Below are 18,291 nucleotides of genomic sequence, written 5' to 3' on the forward strand. Positions count from 1 at the left end.
ATAACCTAAAATCTAAACGCTTACTATTTGATATTCAGTAATTAATCTATTATTAACCAAACTAAAAACTACAATTATGTGCAATGGAAACAATCCACCGGCAACACCGGTAAATCATTCAATTATTCTAAAAGTAAACACATCAGGTATTCCGGCACCGGAGAACCCACCAAACAATGTAGATGCCTATTGTTCTTTTGAAGGCCAGACGGGAGGAGTAACCAATGAAAATTTTGAAGTTTCGGTTGCCAATGGTGATACCGTAACCTGGAGCGGTGTACCAAACCCTGCAAATGCGAGTGATGTGATAAAAATTACCGAAATTGACTATGAAGCGGGTACCAATCTATTTGGAACTGCTGATTTGTCTCCCATCGGTGGTGCAGCTACGATTACAGGAACTATTGCAAATCTCACAACAACGGATGTTGAAACCTACACTATAAAATTTGAAGTATACAACAATAGTATTCTTAAATCTAGTGGTGGTACCAGTGTATACCAAATAGATCCAAAGCTTAAAATGAAACAAAAAGCAAAATAATGAAATGTAGAAAATTAGCCTATTGTTTTCTGATAGGCTCATTTTATTTTTTCAGCAATGTTATTCTTTCACAAGATCAACGAATTGCGGATAGTTTGGTGGTTATTTATAATGCAGATACCGCGCAGGGGTTAGAAAAATTGGACTTGCTTCATGCCTTGTCGTTTAATGAAATAAATAATTTTGATGTAGCATTAAAATATTCAGAAGAATTAATACACTTATCCAGACAAAGTAGCAATTATGAATACCTGAGTTATGGATATTTTCAAAAAGGATATGCCAAACAATATAGTGGAGATTTGGAGGATGCTTTGTCAGCCTATTTTCAAAGTGCTGATGTTGCTAAAAAAGAAAAAATAGTATCCAGTGAAGGTAGTGCCTATGCTGCTATCGCAGACATATATTCGATTTCCGATAATTTTGATAATGCAATGCTCTATTATCAAAGGGCAATAAAAACACTGAGAAAATCACCACAAAAAAGAGAAGACACAGTACTTTTAGCAACCTCTATATTGAATGCAGGCGATGAGTTGCTTATTCATAAAGTATATGATTCAGCCTTAGTTTATTTTAAAGAATCAGGAGAACTTTTTGAAGAAGTAGATTATACCGCAGGAAAAGCATTTAATTTGGGGAATATAGGCATGGTACACGCCTATACCGGTAAAAATGACCTTGCTGAAAATAACATTCACCAAGCAATTCGTATTTTAGAAAAATCTGAAAATTATTATCCCATTAGTGTGTATTTGATGGCGATGGCCGATATTTATGTAGAGAAAAAGGAACACCAAACTGCTATTGATTACGCCCAAAAGAGTCTTAGCTTGGCAAAAAAATATGGTTTAATAGAACAGCTTGCCGATGCCAATGAAAAATTAGCCAAGCTTTATGAGGGTGTTGGGGACCAAGTGACCTCGTATAGCCACTATAAAGACCATATTGCCTACCGGGATAGTTTACTTAATATTGAAAAAGTCCAACAATTGGCCAATCAACGTACCGACTTTGAGGTTTCTCAAAAGCAAGTAGAAGTCGAGCTATTAGAAACACAGAAAAGAAATCAGTTAATCGTCTTGGGTTTTATCGGATTGCTATTAGTAGCTTCCTTATGGTTTTACCGCACCATTTCAAAAGAGAAAAAAAAATCAGAAAAACTTTTGTTGAATATCTTACCAGAAGATACCGCCAAAGAACTAAAAGCAACTGGTGCGGTAAAAGCCAAAAAATACGATTCGGTAACGGTATTATTTACAGACTTTAAAGGTTTTACTAGGTATTCAGAAAAACTATTGCCAGAGGCCTTAGTAGAAACGATAAGTTTTTACTTTTCAAAATTTGACGCTATTATAGACAAGCATGGTTTAGAAAAAATTAAAACCATTGGCGATGCCTATATGTGTGCAGGTGGCTTACATGATACTGAAGAAGATCATGCCCAACGCATGGTCCATGCTGCATTTGAGATAGCTACTTTTGTAGAAGAAACAAAGAAAGATGTAGCGGCGAGTGAATTGACTTTTGATATCCGCATTGGAATCAATTCAGGCCCTGTAGTAGCTGGGGTAGTGGGTACCAAAAAATTCGCCTATGATATTTGGGGCGATACGGTAAATGTAGCCTCTCGGATGGAATCGATGTCTGAACCTGGAAAAATTAATGTGTCCAACAGTACCTTTGAGCTTATAAAATCCGATTTTGATTGTGACTATCGTGGAGAAATAGAAGCAAAGAATAGAGGAAAAATAAAGATGTACTTTGTTACCGGTGCTAAAAAGGAAGTGTTAGCGATGACTAATGGGTGCTAAAATAAAAAAAGGGTGTCTCCAAGAGACACCCTTTTTTTCTGTTATTAAACCATCGCTAGTGCTACTTTAAACTTTCCAATAGTTTTTCGGCAACCAACTCTGATGATGCAGGGTTCTGGCCTGTAATCAAATTACCATCTTGTATAGCATAGGCTTCCCAGTCTCCTTTTTTAGAATAGATTCCGCCATTGTTATTCAGCATATCCTCTACTAAAAACGGAACCACATCGGTAAGTTGTACCGCAGCTTCTTCCGTGTTCGTAAATCCGGTAACTTTTTTACCGTTTACTAAGGGTTTCCCATTGGTGTCCTTTACCTCTTTTAGTGCTGCCGGAGCATGACATACAAATGCTATAGGCTTGGCTTGACTATTAAAGGTTTCAATTAATTTTATGGATGTAGCATCATTTGCTAAATCCCATAAAGGTCCATGACCTCCAGGATAGAATACAGCATCAAAATCATCTGGATTCATATCTGCCAATACTTTAGTGTTAGCAATACGCTCCTTTGCTTCGGCATCCGCATTATACCTTTTTGTAGCGTCAGTTGCGGCATCTGGGCCATCACTGCTTGGGTCTATCGGTGCCGCGCCACCTTTTGGTGTTGCAATGGTAATATTGGCACCCTTGTCCAATAAAGTGTAATATGGACTGGCGAATTCTTCTACCCAAAATCCTGTTTTTTTACCGGTGTCTCCCAGTTTATCGTGCGATGTTAATACAAATAATACCTTCATTTTTTTACCTTTTTAAATTTCTGTTTTTTCTTCTGAAACGTTTTCAGAAGGTCTTTCTCCTTTGTTCTCTTCGTAGCGTAAAGCTATAAATATTGTTAACCTTGGTGTTAATAATTCTAATATAAGTTAGTACGCCATTTTTATAATTTTTTCAACTTTATCTGGGGATAAAGATTGATGCTCACCTAAGCCCAACCAACCACGATCGGTAAATCGTTTGGAAATGGTTTCGGCTGTTCCTTCGTAATTCTTAGTATAATCAGATAATTTAGTATCGATGCCTAATTCATGGAAAAACGCTTCGGTTTTTTCAATAGCAGCATACGCTTTATCATCTATACTGCCTTCTGTTATGTTCCAAACACGCTCGGCATACTGGGCTAATTTTTCTTTTTTAGCTTCAAAATTAAATTTGTAATGACTTGGAGTAATTACGGCTAAAGTACGTGCGTGATCTATACGGAATAATGCAGTTAACTCGTGTCCAATCGCATGTACAGCCCAATCTGTTGGTACACCTTTTTGTATTAATCCGTTTAAAGCCATTGTACAACTCCACATAAAATTAGAAGCCGCTTTATAATCTGTTGGGTCTTTTAATACTTTTGGGGCCACTTCTATAACTGTCTGCATAATGCTTTCAGAAAAACGATCTTGTAATAAAGCACCAATTGGATAGGTCATATATTGCTCCAAAACGTGTGTAAAGGCGTCCATAAGTCCATTTGCCAATTGGCGCTCTGGAATAGAGTGAACCACCTGCGGGTCTAAAATAGAAAATACAGGAAACAGCCCTGGTCCGCCCATCGCTAGTTTTTCTTTGGTTTCCTTTCTTGTTATTACGGACCCTGAATTCATTTCGGATCCTGTTGCTGGTAATGTTAACACGGTACCGAAAGGCATTCCTTTTTCGGTCTTCATATTTTTACTTAAAATATCCCAAGGCGTATCGCCTTTAAATAAAGCTGCAGCCGATAAAAATTTGGTACCATCTATTACAGAGCCGCCACCAACAGCTAATAAGTAGGTGATGTTTTCGTCTTTAATCACTTTTAAAGCCTCCATTAAAACAGCATACTCAGGGTTTGCAGGGATACCTCCAAACTCAATGACGTCTACGTTTGCCAAAGCTATTTTTACTTGGTCGTAAATGCCGTTTTTCTTTATGCTTCCGCCACCGTAAAGGAGTAATACTTTAGCATCATTAGGAATTTCGTTTTCTAATTTTTTTATAGTGTCCTTTCCAAAAATAATTTTGGTCGGATTTTTAAATTCAAAATTGTTCATCTTTTTTTCTTTTTTTAATCTTAATTTTTGTGATTTTCAGCAAATAGCTTACGCCATTACAGTCACTAAATGATGCATTGGTTTTCTCACTTTTGTTAAGTTTACTAACCAGTCATTATCTTCTTTTCTATACCCTATGGGCAATAAAACAGTACTTCTTAAGCCTTTTTCGCGTAGGCCTAAAATTTCGTCTACCTTGTCTACACTAAACCCTTCTATTGGTGTACAGTCCACTTTTTCGTAAGCTGCGCCAACCATGGCTGTACCCAACGCGATATAGGCTTGCTTAGCAGCATGATTAAAGTTTTCTTCTGCATCTTTCTGTGGATACGAGTTTAAAAGCATCTGACGGTACTTTTCCCAACCTTCGTTTTTAAATCCACGAATTTCGTTCGTTAAATCAAACATGTAGTTAATTCGGTCTACCGTATAGGTATCCCACGCTGCAAAAACGAGTAGGTGAGAGCAGTCCGTGATTACAGATTGGTTCCAAGCTACAGGTCTTATTTTTTCTTTTAGTTCCTGATTTTTAATTACAAAAATCTCGAAAGGCTGCAAACCACTTGATGTTGGTGCCAAACGAGCTGCTTCTAAAATACGTTCTATTTTTTCTTCAGCTACTTTTTCTGCATTCATTGCTTTAGCAGCATATCTCCAGTTTAGTTTATCTAATAATTCCATATATTCAATAGTGTATCTTAGTTTTATTTGTAATCATTATGTTATGACCTTTATACTGTTCCAAGCAGATAGATAGGCTTCTTCAATATGTACTTTATCTAATTTAAAAGATCCACGCTTTTCAGACATGATTAAAAAAGATAATGGATTTATTGCATAAGCATATAGTAGATAGTTGGACAAAGGCTTGATAATACCTTCTTTTTTGCCACACTCCCAAAGGTCCAATAAGGGCTGTAAATGCTTAATACCTTCTTGTAAACTAGGTTCATCAATCATTGGTGTATTGTCACATTGCGCTAAAAACATAGCATTTTCACATTCTTTAAGTTTAAAATCTGCAATACGCTTCCAAATGATTTTAAAACCTTCTTCTACAGGCATATTTTGGTTGTAGGTAGCAAACGCATATGTGGTATATTTTGCTTTTACTTCCATATAGGTTTGATTTACTAAATCTTGCTTATTTTCAAAATACAAATAAATAGTAGCAGGAGATACGTTTGCTATTTTTGCAATTTTACTCATTGGAGTGGCATGAAAACCATTATTGTTCACTAGCTCAATAGTTGCTTTTATGAGTGCATTACGTTTATCAATACTTTTTTGAAGTGGAGCCATTTTGTTTTTGATTCTTGTACAAAGATATATAAAAATGAACGTTCATTCTTTTATTTAGCAAAGATTTAGGAGTTTCATACCTAATAGCACGTCAACAATGCTATTGATAACAAAATAGTCTAGACATCAATACGATCTTGAATTTATAACAAATGGTTCGTACACCCCTTGTATCCCTTTGGCGGAGAAGACAAAGAGGTGTATGTGGCCTTTTGTAGGCGTACAGGTCTAAAAAGTACTATTGAATCTGGTGCTCAAAAGGACAAAATCAGTATTGCCTTTTAGCATCCCTATGTTTTATGCCTTTTCTTTACTGAAATTCAAGTCCAATACATTAAAATTATTAGCTGCCTTTACTAAAAGGGTAGAGCCAATAGTTTCAAACAACTGATTGTTTTTAAGGATAAACTCAGCTTGTTTTTCTATTTTAAAATTAGGGATACCTACTAAGGTTAAATCTGTAGTTTTAGAATGTTGCTTAATTATGGTGTAAAAAGATTCTTGTTCTACGGCATTATTGATAATTATAATTTCAACATTAACCCGTAAATCCTCCACAAGTTTAGAAATTTTTGAGTTGATTAAAGCCTTGTTTACATTGTTGTTATTTACAAACAAAACGCGAATATTTGTATTGTTCCATTTAGGGGATGCAATGATAAATCGCGCTATATTTAACATCATTTCAGCATTTTTACTATCGGTTTCCCGCCACCAAAGATCTACCGTATGGTAGTTGCCAAACTTTGTCTTTCTATCAAAATCCAAATACAATAAATTATAATCCAGATACAAGAGTGTTTGCGTCATTTCAGCATATTCTTCTGAACTTTCCAAACCTTTAGGCCAGCCCATCATTATCGTATTGGGTTCAACACCAGAAAACCCAAACGTTGTAGCTATGTTGGTAATCCCTTTATAAATATTATCCACTTTTATCTGCCGTGCAAAAATACCAAGGTCTTTAAAATTATCGTCTCTAATAACCTGTTCGGTTTTTTTAAATGGCCTATGATTATTTTTATCGAGAATCAATTTAAAATTGGTAACGATACCCGTGCGTCCAGAAATGGTTTTAGCCAGCTCCAATAAATAGGACTGATGGGTGCTTTGTCCACTAAACAGAATAACATTGGGGTTCCAATTGGAATCTATATTAACTACGCGGGCATCTATCCGTTTTAATCCTTTGTTCACCACATTTTCCCAAACACTTCGCCAAACATCGTTAGATTGTAATTGCACTTCTTTTTTCTGTAACCCAAAATATAAAGCCCCAATGACTGCCAGGGCAGCGAGCATAGCAAACATATCTAGCTTGAACATCACCGTAAAACAAGCAATAAAACCGAGGAGGCCAATCCAGCGTTTAATTTTAAATGTGGGTTGAAAGTCTGGATTTGCCCAACTTTCTAAGAAAAATGAAATATTAATAAAACCATATGCTGTTAAATAAAACATAGAAACCACACGTGCAATAATATCTAATTCACCAATCAAAATTCCGGCTTCGGCGATAATAAAAACCAATAGCATGGCATTTACGGGTTCCTTATTTTTTCCCTTACCAAAACCAAATAGTTTAGGTGTCACCTTATCAATAGACATGGCTTGTATTATTCTAGGTCCTCCTAAAATTCCTCCCAATGCAGAGGATAGGGTAGCACCCCAAATACCGGCGACCACTGCAGGCGCGAAAAGTGCTATTTTCATTAAGATATTATATTCTGTTTTTAGCACTTCAGAATCAACCGTTACCGCTAAAAATACAGCAAGGGCAAGGTAGATTAAAAGCCCCCCACCAATGGCAAATAAGGTGCCACTAGGAATAGATTTTTTAGGGTCTTTAAGATCACCACTCATAGCGATACCGGCGGTAAAACCGGTCACAGCAGGGAAAAATACAGCAAATACAACTTCTAAAGGCACGGCATCCATTGTAGAAAAAAGAGGAATACTATTTGGTGTAAATTCAGATGCCCCAAAAAAGACCGAAACCAGAGAAATAATAATAGCAGCTAGAATAATATACTGTGATTTTAGGGCTACAGAGGTGCTTATTAGTGCTAACAGCGTAAGTGCGATTAATGCTAAAGTGCCTGTTAATCGAAAATCATTAATGGACATACCAAAGCCAAAAAAAGCATTAAAGCTTTCTGCAAAACCAATTAAATATAAGGCAATTGAAAAGGCAGTTCCTATAGATAATGCGATACCTATAGAACCTCCGATTGGAATTCCCATGCTGCGTGATAGCACATGGTAAATACCACCAGCACCTATTTTTTTATCCGTAGCTACTGACGATACACTTAAACCTGTTGTAACTGCAATAAGGTGCGCGAGTACGATGATACCTATGGCTCCTATAAGTCCGGCATTACCAACAACCCAACCTAGGCGCATATACATGATAACCCCTACAATCGTTAAGATAGAAGGGGTGAAAACGCCACTAAAAGTTCCAAACTTTTGCATTTTTCCCATTAAAAAAATAGCTCTTTAATTTTGGTAAGGGAAAGTAACTATTCTTTTTGTAATTACAGGAGATTCAATCTAAATGAAGGACAATTAATGTTTTCCCTTTAAGACAACTAAAATCGCAAACCAAAGCGATTGGTATAGTTTAAATATTCCTAAAGAATAAATAGAAGTACTGGAGTGTGTTATCCGAGTTAGTATAGGTAAACATCATATCCATTGTAAAATGCTACGAAATGATTCGGTAAGAATACAGCAACTAGTTAGGGTATAAGTTCAGGACGCGGCTTTCTTCATAATAGCTTAAGCCTTTACGTGGAAACTTTGGTTATCGGCATTGTGCTAAAAGAAAATGGGCATGCGCTCGGTAATTTGTTTCCGCCATAAAAACCAATTATATTTAGGCCACTATTAAAAATACAAAAGCGAAACACATGGTTAAAATCGCCTATATCGGTGCAGGAAGCTTACAGTTTGGACCGATTATAGTACAAGACATTCTAATGAGCTCAACATTGTGTGAAAATGGTTTAGAAATCCATTTGATGGATATTGAAATAAGCCATTTAGATCATGTAATCAAGCACGGAGAATATGTCAAAGAAAAGTTGAACCGTCAAGCTAAAATCCTAGCAACAACAGACAGGAATGAGGCTATTAAAGACGCTGATTTCGTCATTTGCGCCCTTGAAAAAGACCGTAATGTATACTGGTCTCAAGATTTTCATATCCCTAGAAAATACGGTTTCAAACAAGTATACGGTGAAAATGGGGGCGTAGGATCGCTATTTCATGCCTTGCGCAATATCAAGGTGATTATGGATTTAGCGCGGGCAATGGAACGCTTATGTCCAAATGCCATGCTTTTGAATTTTTCCAATCCCGAACATAAAATATGTGAAGCGGTTACACGCTTGACCGCTATAAAAGCAATTGGATTATGCCATGGTGTTTTTATGGGTAGAGAACAACTGTCTGAATTATTGGATGTTCCCTTAAGCGATTTGCAAACCAAAGCCTGCGGTATGAATCACTTTACTTGGTTTCAAGAGATTGTTCAAAAATCTACAGGAGAAGATTTATATCCAAAATTGCGAGAGGTAGAAAAAAAAGGCGATTGGTTGGCCAAATGGCACGAACTGGCCTTAGGTAGAATTTTATTTAGACGGTTTGGACAATGGCCTTCGCCAGCTTCCAATCATTACGGAGAATATCTTCGTTGGGGAGAAGAATTTGTGATTCCGCAAGTGCAGTTTTTCTACGACCCTTATGAGGGTCATCCTTGGGAAAACAATCAAATCCCTGAAGGGGTATATACCGTTGATCGCGTGGATTATGAACGCGAATGGACCAAAGATTGGAATAAAAAACTTTTACCGGTAGGCAGTACCGAAGAAATTGAATTAGAAAATGAGGATGGTAGTTTTAAGAGCTCCGGCGAAATAGCCACCCAAATTATGGAAGCTGTAGTGAGTAACAAAAAACAATGGCTTGAAGCTGTGAATGTGCCTAATAAAGGGGCGATTCCAAATTTACCGAACGATTTGGTAGTCGAGCTTCCCGCCTATTGTGATGCAAGCGGTATTACGCCTGTTCCCATGGAACCCATTCCAGAAGGCATTGCGGCGACTATTAGATTGCATGCAAGCATTCACAAACTCTTAGTGGAAGCCTACGATGAGCAATCTAAAGACAAGTTAATACAAGCAATCTTAATTGAACCAACAGTAAACTCATATCGGAATGCTATAGATATGTGTATGGAGATGCTGACGTTGCAAAAAGAGGTGTTGCCTCCGCTCCATTAAATGCGTAGCGGCTGCCATAAACTAAAACGGTATACCTATGGGACTTGAATTCCTAGATTGGGCCGTGATTGCAGGCTATATGCTGGTATCTGTAGGCCTTGCCTTTTTTGTAGCAAAGCATAAATCAAATAATATCATAGATTTTTTTGTCGCTGGTCGCAACTTACCCTGGTGGCTTTTAGGTACTTCAATTGCTGCCACGTGGTTTGCTACAGATGCACCATTAGCGGTAACGGCATTGGTGCGTAGCAAGGGTATTTATGGTAATTGGCTTTGGTGGTATTTAGGTACCGGCATTATGATGATGGTGTTTTTCTATGCTAAATACTGGCGTAGGGCAGAAATATTAACCGATGCAGAAATGATAGAGCTACGCTATAGCGGTACATCTGCTTCGGTGCTTCGTGGATTTACAGCGGCGTTCTTTGGTATTTTCAAAAACTGTATTTCTTTAGGATGGGTAATTCTAGCCATGCTAAAATTTTCGAATGTTATGTTGGGTTGGAGCGCTGAATTTGCGCTTGGTATTACCTTAACTTTTGCGCTGGTTCATACCCTAACTTCAGGAATTAAGGGTGTTGTTATATTGGATATGTTACATTTTTCTGCCGGTACCATAAGTACGATTGTACTAGCTATTTTGATATTAGTTGAAGTAGGCGGGCCAACAGCGCTAGCCAGCCAAATTGCAGCAAGAACGGATGCACCAGAAGGCGTATTGGACATGTTCCCTGACTTTTCACATATCGGAGCTACAGAAATGATTTCATTTGTATGCCTCATAGGGGTATTATGGCTCGGGCAGGCCCAAGGGGACGGTTATATCGTGCAGCGGCTATTTTCTGCAAAGAATGAAAAACATGCAATCAAAGCATCGCTATGGTTCGCTGTAGCGGCCGTTGTAATTTTAACTTGGCCATGGATTGTGGTTGGCTTGGGGTCTATCGTTATTTTACCCATTTCCGAAGCTTCACCAGCCTTATTAGCAGACCCTGAACTGGTCTATCCTATGATGATAAATGCCGTACTGCCTGTTGGGCTTAAAGGGCTTCTGGTAGCGGCCTTTATGGCGGCTTTTATGTCTACAGTGGATACGCATTTGTGCTGGGGTGGCTCGTACATGGTCAATGATATTTACAAACGTTTTGTAAACACTAAAGCCAATGACAATCATTACCTCATGGTTTCTCGGTTGAGTATTGTGCTGCTATTATTACTATCAACCGCCGCTGCTTGGCAAATGGATAGTATTGCTGGGGCTTGGATATATATTATTGAAATTGTTTCAGGAATCGCCATCATTTTAATGCTACGTTGGTTTTGGTGGCGTATCAATGCCTGGTCAGAAATTACGAGTATGATTTCGGCTTTAGTTTTAGCCAACGGTTTTTTATGGATTAAATGGATTCATAACTTCGGATGGATTAGTGACTCCTTATATGAACAAGTACGTGGCTGGTACCAAGATGATGTTGCCCTAATCCGAGCAACGGTGATTCTGCTACTTTGTACATTAATAAGTCTTATCGTCACTTTTGCAACGAAGCCTGTAGCTAATGACAAACTACTTTCTTTTTATAAAAAAGTACGCCCAAAAGGATGGTGGGGGCCTATAGCGGCACAATTACCAGACCTTGTAGACACCAGTAGTTCGCGAGATTCTTGGCTAGGTTTTATTTTTGGCGTCATCTTTTTAAATAGTGTTTTATTTAGTGTAGGGCATTTGGTATTGGGCGGGTATACCATGGCACTAGTATTGCTTTCTATTGGCGGTATAAGCGGATGGGTGACCCTGAAATTAGTAGCAATGGCAAAAACTCAAGAAGCATAATGAACATTAGTTATTTTTCTAACGCTAGCGCAATGAGTCAAAAGGCGGCGGCTATTGTTTTGGAGGACCTAGACAAAAATCCTGAGCTATTACTTTGTGCCGCTACCGGAAGCTCCCCAAAAATGCTCTATCAACTTTTAGCCGAAGAAGGTCAAAAGCCATCGAGCTTTTTTCAAAAAACTCGGGTCATTCCTTTGGATGAATGGATTGGCTTAACCACTTCTAAAGGATCTTGCCATGCCTATATCCAAGAACAACTAGTAGTGCCTTTGCAAATCTCAAAAGACAGGTACTTTGGTTTTAATGCAGAAGCAGCTGATTTAGATAAGGAATGTGAGCGTATCCAAAAGTCACTTCAACAGGAAGGTCCTATTGACTTGTGTATTTTAGGTTTAGGAAAAAACGGACATTTAGGTTTTAATGAACCTGCTACCGAATTAAAATTACATTGTCATGTGGCTACCTTAGCTCCCCAATCGCAAGAACACGCTATGATTGGTAGTGCGCCAACAAAGCCTACAAAGGGCCTTACCTTGGGCATACAAGATATACTTGACGCTAAAAAGATACTATTACTGGTTTCTGGGGATGGTAAAGCGGAGGTAACAAAGCAATTGCTTTCTGGTAGTATTACAAATGACTGTCCTGCTACTTGGCTTTGGAGGCATAGCCATGTAGAATGTCTTATTGAGCATGATATTGTAAACACAGCTACTTAAAAGACTAATCAAAACTATTTCAATACCATTTCAACCCTTCTATTTTTCTTGCGGATGTTGGACCACAGGTATATTTGGCACTTCACTTTCTTTTCCCAACGGTACTTCTCGCTCAAAATTTCAGAGATACTAAATCTCTAATTTTAAACTGACTTCAGAGGTAGCAGAACACTTGTTATCGGAGCCCAACGTGGAGGGGAGTGAAATCAAAAAAGCAGCTTAGGTTTGAGATTCCGGAGTTCATTAGCACAAACAAACACGCCATAAATAAATGTATGTGCAATGGTATTTTACTATAGCTTTAAGTACACTACAGATATACGTAATTGGTTTTTTATTAAAATAGTGTATTCTTGGAAGTCTCATTTCTACACTAAGCTTTTCTTACTTTACAAACACTAGCCACTATGTTATGGTTCATATAAACAGCTATCAGAAGCTATTTGTGAAATGACACATGACGTCTTGAGATTATCTATCCATTTTCATTTAGTATAGCAGCAGCGACAAAAGATTCTTTAACTTTTTGGTTAGCAAGCTACGAATTAGAGGCTAAAACTGTTTAGCTGTATAGCCAGACTGTTATTGCTTTTATGATGTGTTGTTTGTTGGTTTTTATGCTAATTTCCTATTCACGAATTTTGTTTTAACAGTAGAGTGTTATTCGTTTCTTAAGCTTTTTAAGGGATTTGTAGTAGCAGCTTTTATTGATTCAAAACTAACTGTAAGCAGAGATATGCCAATTATTATTACCGTAGTTAGGCCAAATGCCCACCATGGCATATGTATTCTATATTCATATTCTTCTAACCATTTGATCATGAAATAGGAAGAAATTGGTGTTCCAATAACAACGCCAGCAAGGATCAATTTTAAAAAGTCTCGTGTTATAAGTGAGGTAATCGTAAAAACTGAGGCACCTAATACTTTTCTAATACCAATTTCTTTGGTTTTTTGTTCTGCTGTAAATAGGACCAGACCAAACAAGCCCAAGCAAGAAATTAAAATGGCCAAAATAGCAAAGTAGGTTGCTAATTTGTAAAATATAGATTCGCTCTTATAGAGTTTCTCATATTCCTGATCTATAAACCTATACTCAAAAGGAAAAGCTGGATTTAAAGTAATATGAAGCGCTTCTAAAGCTGCTAATGTTTCTTTTTCATTGCCCGTACTATATTTAACGAAGGCTATATTAAATTCTGAATACCCTTCACTTCTAATAATCATTGGGAAAATCGATTCTTTTAAAGAGCCAAAGTGAAAATCTTTAACTACACCTACAATGGTTCCTGAATTTCCCCAAAACGATAGGGGTTGCCCTATCGGATTTTCCATCTTCATGGTATTCATCGCCGTTTCATTAATAAGGTATTCAATGTTTTCAGGGTTATTATGAATAAGTTCTCTTCCCATAAGTAATTCAACACCATAGGTGCTAATAAAGTCAATACTTGCAACCATTCCTGTAAATAATGAATTATCATCAGCGCTCTTACTGCTCCAGATAACTTCTGGTGACGTACCATAGTCACCTAGAGGAATATGAGACGTTTTTGTAACTGATGTAACTCCAGGAATTTGTAGCATACCACTTTTAAAAGCATCAAAATTATTTTGCAAATCTTCTGACAGCGTGATTGCTAATAAATCTCCGCTATCGAAACCTATATTTTTATCTTGGACAAAATCAATTTGCTTTGAAATAATAATCATACTGCTAATAAAGACAACCGAAATGCTAAACTGAAACACCACCAACCCTTTTCTAATCCATTTGGTTCTGGAGCTGGTTTCAATTTTTTTCTTAAAAAGATCCGTAGAACTAAAGGAGGAAAGTAAGAATGCAGGGTAGCTTCCAGATAGAATTGCTGTTAAAAGTGTGATTATGAAAACCATTACCCATGTAGATAGCGGCAAATTTAATAGGTCTATATTTTTTTCTGTTATTTGATTAAATGCGGGTAGCGCAATGGCAATGAAGAGTACAGCAAAAAATAGACTTGAAAGAGAAAAAAGCATAGCTTCTCCTAAGAATTGGATAATTAAACTACTTTTACTTGCTCCTAGCACCTTTCTGACCCCTATTTCATTAGCTCTTTTCGTATAGCTGGCAGAGGCTAAATTCATGAAGTTAATGCTTGCAATTAGCATAATAAGCAAAGCTATTACCCCAAACAATCGTACATAGGTTATTTTTCCTTCCCCTTTTGTAATGTCTGCATAAAGATAACTGTCTGCGTACGCTTGAAATCGAATTTCTAGACCTAGTTCATAGTCCTCTAAAAATGATTTTAGTTTTTGTTCTAACTGACCAATATCTGTTCCTTCTACCAACTGAACGAAGGTATAGGTCCCTAGGTTCTTCCATTCATTCATCCACTCATTTTCAGCAAAAAGAGAATCAAAGGGTAAATAATAATCACTCTTCTCCGTGGAATCTTCACTGTTTAATTCAAAAACCATAGCTATTTCTAGCGCTTTTGAATTTTCGTAAGTGAGTGTTTGTCCTAGGGCAGCTTTTGAGTTTCCAAAGAACAATTCGGCCATTTCTTTTGAAATAGCTATGTGGTTTGGAGCTTTTAATGCCTTCGAAGCATTTCCTTCCAAAATCTGAAATGAAAACATTTTAAAATAATCTTCGCTTACAAACTTTCCATTTTGCTTTAAAACGGTATTCCCATTGGAGAAGGTACTGTTTCTACTATTGTTAGTCATAGCAGTAACGTTCTCAATCTCCGGAATTTTCATCTTTAACTCTTTATAGAGCAGCGATGGCGTGCCATAACCGAATGCAGTACCATCAGACGATGTAAGGTAAATAGAATAGAGTTGTTCTATGTTTGCATGATACGTATTAATACTATTTTCACTTGATATCCATAAATAGATGAGTAAAAAGCAAAATAACCCTGATGTCAAACCTAAAATATTGAGCAAGAATAAAACCTTATTAGCTATAATATTTCGCCACGCTATGCTGATATAGTTTTTGATCATACTAGGTATCTCTAATTTGTTCTATGTTACCTGAAAATTTCAAAACCAAAAATACGGGCACTATGATTTTCATAAGTTTGGTTTCACTAGAGACGCAGAATTTCAGCAAAGGTTACATCCAAGAATAAAGGTTCTGGGATATTTTACACGAGTTATTACGAATTACTTTTAACATCAATTGGAAGAAGCTGCGAGAGGATGCGTCAGGAAAATAGCAGCTCTATAGGATATAATGCCATCGCGCCAGCTATCTTGAGTATAGCTTTCGCTTTTGGGCTAAACCTAGAGCACAAAATAGGCTAAACTGTTCCCCGTTATGTAACTTAAGCTTTGGTTACGGCACAAAGCAAAAGCTCAAGTAGCCCTCTTATTTTTGAGCGGGTTGGTGGTCTGGCGTATGTACTAGATTTTTTTTATTCTTTAAAATTTCTTTTCAAAAGGTAATGGAATACGCTGCTGCCCGAAGCTACAATTGGAGTGAAGTGAGAATGTGAGTCATTTAAAACACCATTTTTCTAAATTTAGTTACAAAGACAATAGTATAGGTTCTACTGATTCTAATCAGAGGTGTAGTAAAATCAACAATTTATACATTGGATTCATTTTAGGTAGTTGACCTAAGAAGAGAGTTTATCCTTAAAATCGTTTATCACCCCACCCTTTAGTAACAACTCTATCTGCCTATCGCTAAGGCCATGCTTAGTGAGAATTTCCATAGTATTGTTCTTGTTTTTTACCCTAACCCTTATAAGGCCTTTATTCATTATATCTTCCCTTAGGTTTTTAAACTCGATTAAGGCCCCTTGTTCGATAGCGTCATAATTCTGTGGGTTTTCAAATTCTAAAGGAAGAATACCGAAATTTATCAGATTCTGCCATGCAATGCGTGCATAATCCTTGGCAATGACCGCCACTTGGCCTAAATATTTTGGTGCGATTGCAGCATGTTCCCTACTGCTGCCCTGTGCGTAGTTTTCCCCGGCCACAACGATATGACCTCCATATTTTTCTTTGGCAAGCACCGCCCGATCATAAAACTTTTCATCAATTACGGAGTAGGAAAATTTACTTATTTCAGGAATATTACTTCGAAAAGGAAGCACCTCCGCACCTGCTTTTAATATTTCATCTGTAGAGACATTGTCCCCCATTTTTAATAGTACGGGAACTTCGTATGCTGATTTTAGTGCGTTCATCTCTGGAAGAGATTTGATATTGGGTCCCTTTTTAAGTTTGATTTCCAGATTGTCCTTGGTCGGCGGCACCAACATATCTACATTGATAATTTCCTCATCTGGGAACTCATATTGCGGATATTCCATTCCGAACAGATTTTTAAGATCTCTAGGGTCTGTAATTTTCCCCATTAAAGCCGAGGCAGCAGCTGTTTCGGGACTACACAGATAGACCTGATCGTCCTTTGTTCCAGAGCGGTCTGGAAAATTGCGGGGCATCGTCCGTAGACTTATGGTGCCACTTGCCGGAGCCTGTCCCATACCAATGCAGCCCATACATCCAGACTGATGATAGCGCGCGCCTGCCTTTATCAGATTGGCAAAAGTTCCGTTCCCAATCATATTCTGAATAATCTGTCGGGAAGTAGGGTTGATATCGAAGGATACTTCTTGATGTACACTTCTATCCTTTACAAGAGCACCTGCCATCCAAAAGTCCCTCAGTCCTGGATTGGCGGAAGAACCGATGACCACTTGACTGATTTTTTTATTTTCCACATCGCGAACGGGGACAACATTTCCGGGGCTTGTGGGCAAAGCGATTAAAGGAACCAGTTCGTCCAGTAGAATTTCATGCTCCAAGTCATAAGAGCAACCTTCATCCGCTAAAATTTTGGTCCAATCGCCTTCCCTTCCCTGGGATTTCAGAAAGCGACGGGTTTCCCCATCACTTGGAAATACCGTTGCAGTAGCACCGAGTTCGGCACCCATGTTCGCTATAACATGCCTATCCATAGCACTCAAATACGTTAATCCACTCCCATAATACTCTATTATTTTACCAACACCCCCTTTAACACCAAAACGACGTAACATTTCAAGTATGACGTCTTTGGCGCTTACCCAATCGGGAAGTTTACCCGTCAGTTTCACGCCCATGATCTTTGGCATTTTTACAAAATAGGGTTGCCCGGCTATGGCAGCGGCCACATCCAATCCACCTGTGCCAATGGCAAGCATCCCCAAAGATCCAGCAGCACAACTATGACTATCGGAACCTACTAGGGACTTCCCCGGAATTCCAAAACGCTCCATATGAACGGGATGGCTTACCCCATTACCGGGCTTGCTGTACCATAGCCCGAATTTTTGAGCCGCAGAATATAAAAAAAGATGGTCGTCCGCATTTTTAAAATCGGTCTGTAATAAATTATGATCTACATATTGCACGGCCACTTCGGTCTTTGCCCTATCAAGACCCATCGCTTCCAGTTCCAACTGCACTAAAGTCCCTGTAGCATCTTGCAATAATGCCTGGTCTATCTTTAGACCAATTTCTGTTCCTGGCTTCGCTTTCCCGGTTATCAAATGAGATTGTATTAATTTTTGTGCAACGTTTAATAAGTTCATGTTTTTGATTTTAAAGACTACGTTTACGTAAAGTGCGCGACAGGTTTGTCAAGAGAAAGTATCACGGAATTAGGAATTCCGATACATTGAACTGCCCAAAACGAATTCTTGTTGTTGCTATAAGGTAAGAATAGTAAGGGAAGAAGTCCTGCTAAAAGTGAACTATTCTACTTATCGATGTAGT

Annotated in this window: 12 protein-coding genes; 5 read left to right on the plus strand and 7 right to left on the minus strand. The window is 37.9% G+C overall.

Annotated features, from left to right (window positions below; genetic code table 11):
- Nucleotides 1-76: 76 nt before the first annotated feature.
- Both Q360_RS0104555 and Q360_RS0104560 read left to right on the plus strand, forming a co-directional pair.
- Nucleotides 77-544 carry a hypothetical protein gene (locus Q360_RS0104555; protein WP_027076042.1) on the plus strand — a complete coding sequence of 156 codons (468 nt, stop codon included), beginning with the start codon at nt 77-79 and terminating at the stop codon, nt 542-544.
- Complete coding sequence (locus tag Q360_RS0104560) at nt 544-2,358, plus strand: adenylate/guanylate cyclase domain-containing protein (RefSeq protein WP_027076043.1); 1,815 nt, start codon at nt 544-546, stop codon at nt 2,356-2,358. The genes Q360_RS0104555 and Q360_RS0104560 overlap by 1 nt, the downstream gene beginning before the upstream one ends.
- Before the next feature lie 61 nt (nt 2,359-2,419).
- Here Q360_RS0104560 and Q360_RS0104565 read toward each other — a convergent pair whose 3' ends face one another.
- The 5 genes from Q360_RS0104565 to Q360_RS0104590 all read right to left on the minus strand — a co-directional run bounded on the left by Q360_RS0104565 (nt 2,420) and on the right by Q360_RS0104590 (nt 8,164).
- Nucleotides 2,420-3,097: a type 1 glutamine amidotransferase domain-containing protein gene (locus Q360_RS0104565; RefSeq protein ID WP_027076044.1), complete on the minus strand. Its 678-nt coding sequence runs from the start codon at nt 3,095-3,097 to the stop codon at nt 2,420-2,422.
- Nucleotides 3,098-3,223: 126 nt separating this feature from the next.
- On the minus strand, nt 3,224-4,384 hold the full coding sequence (locus tag Q360_RS0104570) for an iron-containing alcohol dehydrogenase (RefSeq protein ID WP_027076045.1): 1,161 nt from the start codon (nt 4,382-4,384) through the stop codon (nt 3,224-3,226).
- Nucleotides 4,385-4,432: 48 nt separating this feature from the next.
- Nucleotides 4,433-5,065: an NAD(P)H-dependent oxidoreductase gene (locus Q360_RS0104575; protein WP_027076046.1), complete on the minus strand. Its 633-nt coding sequence runs from the start codon at nt 5,063-5,065 to the stop codon at nt 4,433-4,435.
- Between the two features lie 36 nt (nt 5,066-5,101).
- Entirely contained in the window at nt 5,102-5,686 is a 585-nt protein-coding gene (locus Q360_RS0104580) for a TetR/AcrR family transcriptional regulator (protein WP_027076047.1), read from the minus strand.
- Between the two features lie 297 nt (nt 5,687-5,983).
- Nucleotides 5,984-8,164 (minus strand): amino acid permease, encoded by a 2,181-nt coding sequence (locus tag Q360_RS0104590; RefSeq protein ID WP_245603188.1) that lies wholly within the window; start codon nt 8,162-8,164, stop codon nt 5,984-5,986.
- Between the two features lie 437 nt (nt 8,165-8,601).
- Between Q360_RS0104590 and Q360_RS0104595 the strand changes: the two genes are divergently transcribed.
- Genes Q360_RS0104595 through Q360_RS0104605 form a run of 3 tightly spaced genes read left to right on the plus strand, consistent with a single transcriptional unit; the run spans nt 8,602 to nt 12,525 of the window.
- On the plus strand, nt 8,602-9,975 hold the full coding sequence (locus tag Q360_RS0104595; protein ID WP_036195042.1) for a family 4 glycosyl hydrolase: 1,374 nt from the start codon (nt 8,602-8,604) through the stop codon (nt 9,973-9,975).
- Nucleotides 9,976-10,012: 37 nt separating this feature from the next.
- The gene (locus tag Q360_RS22280) at nt 10,013-11,806 is read left to right on the plus strand and encodes a sodium:solute symporter family protein (protein WP_051554565.1); all 1,794 of its coding nucleotides are present in this window, start codon (nt 10,013-10,015) and stop codon (nt 11,804-11,806) included.
- A 32-nt stretch (nt 11,807-11,838) separates the two neighbouring features.
- The gene (locus Q360_RS0104605; RefSeq protein ID WP_169734628.1) at nt 11,839-12,525 is read left to right on the plus strand and encodes a galactosamine-6-phosphate isomerase; all 687 of its coding nucleotides are present in this window, start codon (nt 11,839-11,841) and stop codon (nt 12,523-12,525) included.
- Between the two features lie 660 nt (nt 12,526-13,185).
- On the opposite strand, the gene Q360_RS0104610 is transcribed toward Q360_RS0104605, so the two are convergent.
- Together Q360_RS0104610 and Q360_RS0104615 are read right to left on the minus strand one after the other, a co-directional pair.
- On the minus strand, nt 13,186-15,522 hold the full coding sequence (locus Q360_RS0104610; protein ID WP_027076051.1) for an ABC transporter permease: 2,337 nt from the start codon (nt 15,520-15,522) through the stop codon (nt 13,186-13,188).
- Between the two features lie 617 nt (nt 15,523-16,139).
- A complete protein-coding gene (locus Q360_RS0104615) occupies nt 16,140-18,107 on the minus strand; it encodes an aconitate hydratase (RefSeq protein ID WP_027076052.1) in 1,968 nt (655 codons plus the stop codon).
- Nucleotides 18,108-18,291: the final 184 nt, after the last annotated feature.

The organism is Maribacter antarcticus DSM 21422, assembly GCF_000621125.1.
GTDB classification, from domain to species: Bacteria; Bacteroidota; Bacteroidia; order Flavobacteriales; family Flavobacteriaceae; genus Maribacter; species Maribacter antarcticus.